4 protein-coding genes and 1 pseudogene are annotated in these 5,615 nt (G+C 68.2%); all 5 read right to left on the bottom strand.

Features of this window, described 5'->3' with window-relative positions; genetic code table 11:
* Window positions 1-38: 38 nt before the first annotated feature.
* Window positions 39-1,766 carry a hypothetical protein gene (locus tag ABZ281_RS35300; RefSeq protein ID WP_356662155.1) on the bottom strand — a complete coding sequence of 576 codons (1,728 nt, stop codon included), beginning with the start codon at window positions 1,764-1,766 and terminating at the stop codon, window positions 39-41.
* Window positions 1,767-1,768: 2 nt separating this feature from the next.
* Complete coding sequence (locus ABZ281_RS35295) at window positions 1,769-2,671, bottom strand: carbohydrate ABC transporter permease (protein WP_356662154.1); 903 nt, start codon at window positions 2,669-2,671, stop codon at window positions 1,769-1,771.
* The gene (locus ABZ281_RS35290) at window positions 2,668-3,579 is read right to left on the bottom strand and encodes a sugar ABC transporter permease (protein WP_356662153.1); all 912 of its coding nucleotides are present in this window, start codon (window positions 3,577-3,579) and stop codon (window positions 2,668-2,670) included. The genes ABZ281_RS35295 and ABZ281_RS35290 overlap by 4 nt, the downstream gene beginning before the upstream one ends.
* A 125-nt stretch (window positions 3,580-3,704) precedes the next feature.
* Entirely contained in the window at window positions 3,705-5,027 is a 1,323-nt protein-coding gene (locus ABZ281_RS35285; protein ID WP_356662152.1) for an extracellular solute-binding protein, read from the bottom strand.
* 274 nt (window positions 5,028-5,301) lie between these two features.
* Window positions 5,302-5,538 (bottom strand): annotated as a pseudogene (locus ABZ281_RS35280) (hypothetical protein); the annotation flags it as partial.
* Window positions 5,539-5,615: the final 77 nt, after the last annotated feature.

The following is a 5,615-nucleotide window of genomic DNA, read 5'->3' as shown; positions in this document are numbered from 1 at the left end:
GGAGGTCGTGGCCCCGGCCGGCGGCGGGTGAGCCGCTCTCAGGCGGACAGGCCGAGTCCGGGCTCCCGGCGGGCGCGCAGTGCGACGGTCAGTGTGTGCGGGCCGAGTCCACCGATGTAGACGCGGTTTCCGGTCGTCGCGTCGGTGCCGCCCACCACGCTGTAGTCCTGCCCCGGGTCGTACCGCAGTACGTCGCTCCGGTCCGGCCCGGCCAGCGGTTCGCCTGACGCCACGTCGGCCTCGACCCGGATCTCGTCGTCACCGACCCGGTAGGTCATCGGGCCGGCCGTCAGACACCAGCGCCCGTCGCCGATCGGTACGGCGCCTTCCGGCACGCCACCGGGCCGGAAGGTCAGTTCGAGGGACCAGGGCACCCGTGGTCCGCTGATGTCGATCCGCAGGTCGGCGCCGTCCTCGGTCAGGTCCACCTCGACGTGGGTCGTGTGGGAGACCTCGTCCCGCGGCCGGTCCGGGAAGGCCATCGCAGCCGAGAAGCGTCCCTCGTCCGCCATGCGGTAGGCGCCGTCGCTCCGGCGCCGGTCCCGGGACAACGGCTGGTAGTAGGCGGCTGTGAGGGTTTCGGTGAGTCGGTACCGGTTGTCGGCGGGCTGTTGCACCGCGGCGGCGCGGAACGGGCCCAGGTCGAAGAATCCCCGGGAGAGACGGACCGCGTCGAGGACTGCGTCCCCGGCGAACAGGCGCAGGAAGGTGGGGTTGCAGGCGAGGCCCGAGCGGATGCGCCGGTGCTCGGGCACGTCGGAGCCGCCGTACACCACCGTGTGCGCGGTGGCGGACGCGCGTGCGGCGAGGCGCGCGGTGGTGAGGTACCGGTCGCGCGGCAGTGGCTCCGCAGCCGGTGCCGGCAGGGCGCGGCACAGGTCGGGGGTGAGGAGCGTCTCGGCGAGCAGGTCGGGGTCGTCGATGCCGCCGGCGGCCGCGAGGAGCGCCGCCCGGCTGAAGTCGCCCCGGCCGGTGCGGATCGCGAGCAGCCGGTAGTGCGGCAGGTAGGGCGCCAGCGGGAACGGGTGGTTCTGGTCCTGTCGTCGCGAGTGGACGGTCTCCACCGTGCCGTCCGGCCTGATGAGGTCCAGGGTGGTGGCGAGATTGCGTTCGACGGCGCCCAGCAGGTCGGCGCGGCCGAGGACATCGGCCAGCAGCAGCAGCGACGGGTTGGACACGTGGGCCGCGTAGTTGGCGCTGCGTTCCGAGTACAGGCCGTCCGCGTCGATGTCCACGCCCTCGCCGAGCCACTCCCCGACGCGGTCGAGGAGCCGGTCGTCGGGGAACGACCGGTGCAGCCGGGCCAGCGCCGCGCACAGCTCCCAGCGGTGGTTCGGAGTGTGCACCCCACCGGCCAGGAGACCGCCGGAGGCGGCGCCGGCGATCTGGGCGAGCGCGGCCGTGACGTCACGCAGTTCCGGCCCCGCGCCGGCGGCGAGGACGTGCGCGTCGCACACGTCGTTGACGGTGAACCCGGAGTCCGGCGGTGACTGCACGTTGTCGCCGCCGGCGAAGAGGCCGGTGGATGTCTGAACGGCGCGCAGGGCACGGAGGTGGGTCGTCGCGGCGGCGACGGCCCGCCTGCTGCCGTGCAAGGCCGAGTCCGGGGACCGGTACGCCGCGATCAGGGTCTTCACCCGGCGCGCCAGTGCGCGGTGGGGCACACCGGCGGGGTCCTCGTCGGGGCCGGCCACCAGCGGGGCGGCCAGCCGGTCGGCGGCGCCGGCCACCGCGCGGACGAACTCGTGGTCGAGCGCAGGGGACACGGTCAGTCCTTCAGTCCGGCGTTGATGTCGGCACCCATGACGTAACGCTGGAAGACCAGGAAGACGGCGATCAGCGGGATCATGGAGATGACCGACGCGCCGAGCAGTACCGACCAGTTGATGTTCTGCGCGCCGACGATGCTCTGGATACCGATCTGCACGGTGAACTTGTCGGGGTCGTTGAGCATCAGCAGCGGCCAGATGTAGTCGTTCCACCGCCACTGGAAGGACAGGATGGCGAGGGTCAGCATGATGGGCCGGGAGAGCGGCACCATGATCCGAAGGAAGATCGCCAGTTCGCGGGCGCCGTCGATGCGCGCGGCTTCCACGAGTTCGTCGGGAACCGTCAGGAAGAACTGGCGGAACATGAAGCATCCGGTCGCGGTGAGCACGGCCGGGAGGATGATGCCGGCGAAGGAGTTGTAGAGGCCGAGGTCGCGGACGACCAGGAACTCCGGGGCGAGCATGACCTCGGACGGCAGCATCGTGGTGGCCAGGATGCAGAGGAAGAACACCTTGAGCCATCGGTTGTCGTACTTGGCCAGGGCGTACCCGGTGCAGCAGCTGACCCCCACCGTGAGGATCGTCGTGATCACGCACACGATGGTCGTGTTGATGAAGTACTGGGAGAAGTTCGCGCTCTCCCACGCCGCCTTGAAGCCCGTCAGGGTGGGGTTGTGCGGGACCAGCGTCAGCGGATAGGAGAACAGGTCGCTGGCCGGCTTGAAGGAGCTGAGGATGAACCACAGCACCGGCAGTCCGTAGAGGCAGGCCAGGAGCCACAGCAGTGTCGTCGCTGACACCGCCCGCCGGATCCCACCGGTCCGCGCGCCGCGGGGCCGCTTCTTGGAGACGGCCCGTCCGTGACCGGCGTCGACCGGGCGTGGCATGTCTGTGGTTGTCATCGGTTCTCCACCCGTCGGTTGACGATCAGCTGGATGATCGCGACGGCCATCAGGATGAGCATGAGCACGAACGACGCGGCGCTCGCATAGCCGATCTGGCCCCGTTTGAAGCCGGTCTCGTAGATGTACTGGACGAGCAGATTGTTCGACGTTCCCGGTCCGCCGTTGTTGAGGGCGACGAACACCGGGTACTCCTTCATCGCGTTGATCGTGTTGAGCAGGATGACGATGAACGAGGTGGGCGCGATGCTCGGCAGCGTGATGTTGACGAACTGCCGCCAGGGGCCTGCGCCGTCGAGCGCGGCGGCCTCGTAGTACGACACCGGTACGTTCTTGATCGCCGCGATGAACAGCAGCATCGAGAAGCCCGTCCACGCCCAGGACGCCGCCATCACCACCACCAGCAGCGACAGGTCCGCGTTCGACTGCCACGGCACGGCGCCCCCACCGAACTCGTGGATGATGTAGTTGACCAGGCCGAAGTTCTCACCGAACAGCCACCGCCACAGGACACCCACGACGATGGGCGACAGCAGCCACGGGATGAAGAAGACGACGCGGGCCACCGACGCGCCCTTGACGTGCTTGCTCACCACCACGTTGGCGATGAGCAGCGAGAACGCGAAGTTCAGCGGAACGAAGAGCACGGCGTACAGCAACGTCCGGCTCAGCGCGTCGTAGAAGGTGGAGTCCCCGAACAAGTTCTGGTAGTTGTCCAGTCCGACGAACTGGAACACTCCCACGCCCGTGTAGTTCGTGAAGGAGTAGACGAGCCCGATCACCGCCGGCCAGACGAAGAACAGCGCGAAGAGCACGACATTGGCCGAGATGAGAACGAGCGGCGCAAGCGTGTACTTACTGCGTCTCCTGGGCGGGCTCACGGACACGTCCGGGGCGCGTTTGGTCATCTTCCTGACTCCGTGCTGGTGGAATGGGTTCCTGTGGGCTCAGGCCATGAGCCCGGCATCACGTGGAGGCCCGAGGCCGGGCGGCGGTGTCTCGACCCCGCCGCCCGGGCCTACTCGGCCTGCGCTCAGCCGCCGACCTGCTGGTTGTAGATGTCCACGATGTTCTGCAGGGCCTTGTCGGACGACTGCTGGCCGTTGATCGCCTTGCCGAGCTCCGTCTTGGTCGGGTCCTCGGGGAGGCTCTTGCCCTTCAGCACCCAGTTCGTCTGCGCGGAGTTGAAGTAGCCGGAGATCGGGGCGTAGAGCGGGATCGACTCGTTGTACAGCTTGAACGCCGCCTGCGCCGCCTCGGACTTGAAGGGGTACTCCGGGTTCAGACCACTCTCGACCGGCAGGAACCCGGACGTCTCACACAGCACCTTGTAGTGGGCCGGCTCGTACAGCCAGGTGAGGAACTTCGTCGCGGCGTCGGCCGCGGCGGCGTTGTTGTTGAAGCCCACCGTCATGCCGCCGCTGTTGACGTCGCTGGCCTGCACCGGCTGGGCGGGGGTCGGGACACTCGCCCAGTCGAACTTCTTGATGCTCTCCGCGAAGGCGGGAACCTGCCACACCCCGGACCAGTAGGCGACCACGTCACCGCTCTGGAACATGGCGGACGGGTCGGCGCCGCTGGTCCACACCGACTTCGGCATGGTCTTGTCGTCGTTCAGTCCGACGAAGTACTTCACGGCCTTCTTGGTCGGCGCGTCCACCGAGAACGTGCCGGAGGAGTCCGCGTGGACGTACTTCCCGCCCATCTCGTACACCATGGCGCGCAGCCGGGACGGCGACTGGTCGAAGGTCAGGGAGTACTTGGCCTTGGTCTTCTCCCGGACCTCGTTCGCCGCCTTGATGAACTCGGTCCAGGTCCAGGTCTTGTCGGGCGAGGTCGGGTAGTCGACGCCGGCCTTCTTGAACAGCGTCTTGTTGATGAACATGCCGGACGCGGTGACGTCCGAGGGGATGGACAGCACCTTTCCGGACGAGTCCTTGGCCACGAAGTTGGCGTTGATCTTGTTGCTCTTCTTGTTGGCGATGGAGCCGAGGTCGATCAGCTTGTTCGCCCAGATCGGGTCCAGCGCCGGCACGGCCGCCACGTCGGGCAGGGAGTTCGCCTGTGCGGCGTTGTGCAGCTTGGCCGGGTAGCCGTCGTAGGGGATGTTGACGAGCTTGACCTTGACGCCGGTTTCCTTCTTGTACTGCGCCACCATCTTCTTCCAGCCCGCGTCCTGACCCGGGACCGTGGAGATCCAGAACGTCAGCGACTTGGCGTTCCCGCCCGAGTCGGACCCCGACCCGCAGGCGGAGAGCAGAAGGGCACCTGCCGTGGCCACAGCAGCGAGGGGAACAACGCGACGTATACCGCCGCGGCCGAGTCGGCGAGAGCGCCGCACACCCAGACTGGTCATCTTCAATCCCTTTTCGTCGTAGCGGAAGAAGCACGGCGCCAGCCGAGGCGGCACGGGTGCATTTTGCAGGAAATTTCGCTTTCCGCGGGCACGACCTCGCCCGGCCGCGTCGCCTTGACGGGTGGGGTCCCCGGCCATGACGGCCGTCGTCGCACAAGCACGCCCTCGTGCGGCTGCCGTACTTCGCGTACGGGCGGGAGGCTCACCCGGAGTCGGCGTCCCGGCCGACTCAGAAAGCGCTTGTCCGGACATTGGCAGACCGATGGCGCAGCCGTCAATGCTTCGCCCGCACAGCTCCGGTCACGGTTTGAATTCCATGGGAGACCGCGAGTCTGCTGGCGCCCGCCACGGTGCCGGTGTCGCCCACCACGCTGCTGACCACCTCGGTGGGCCAGCTCAGCCGGGCCAGCTCCGCCCGCACCCCGGTCAGGAGCTGCGGATCCGCACCGGTACCACCGCCCAGGACGATCAGGCCCGGGTCCAGCACGGCGGCCACGGCGGCGGCGGAACGCGATGAGTCCGACCCGCTCGGCGACCTGATGCGGGAGACCGGATCGAAGTTGTTCCGCTACCGGCTGGACGCAGAGG

The sequence above is a fragment of the Streptomyces sp. NPDC006265 genome, from assembly GCF_040613555.1.
Lineage (GTDB): Bacteria > Actinomycetota > Actinomycetes > Streptomycetales > Streptomycetaceae > Streptomyces.
This window is presented reverse-complemented; position numbering and strand designations above follow the sequence as displayed.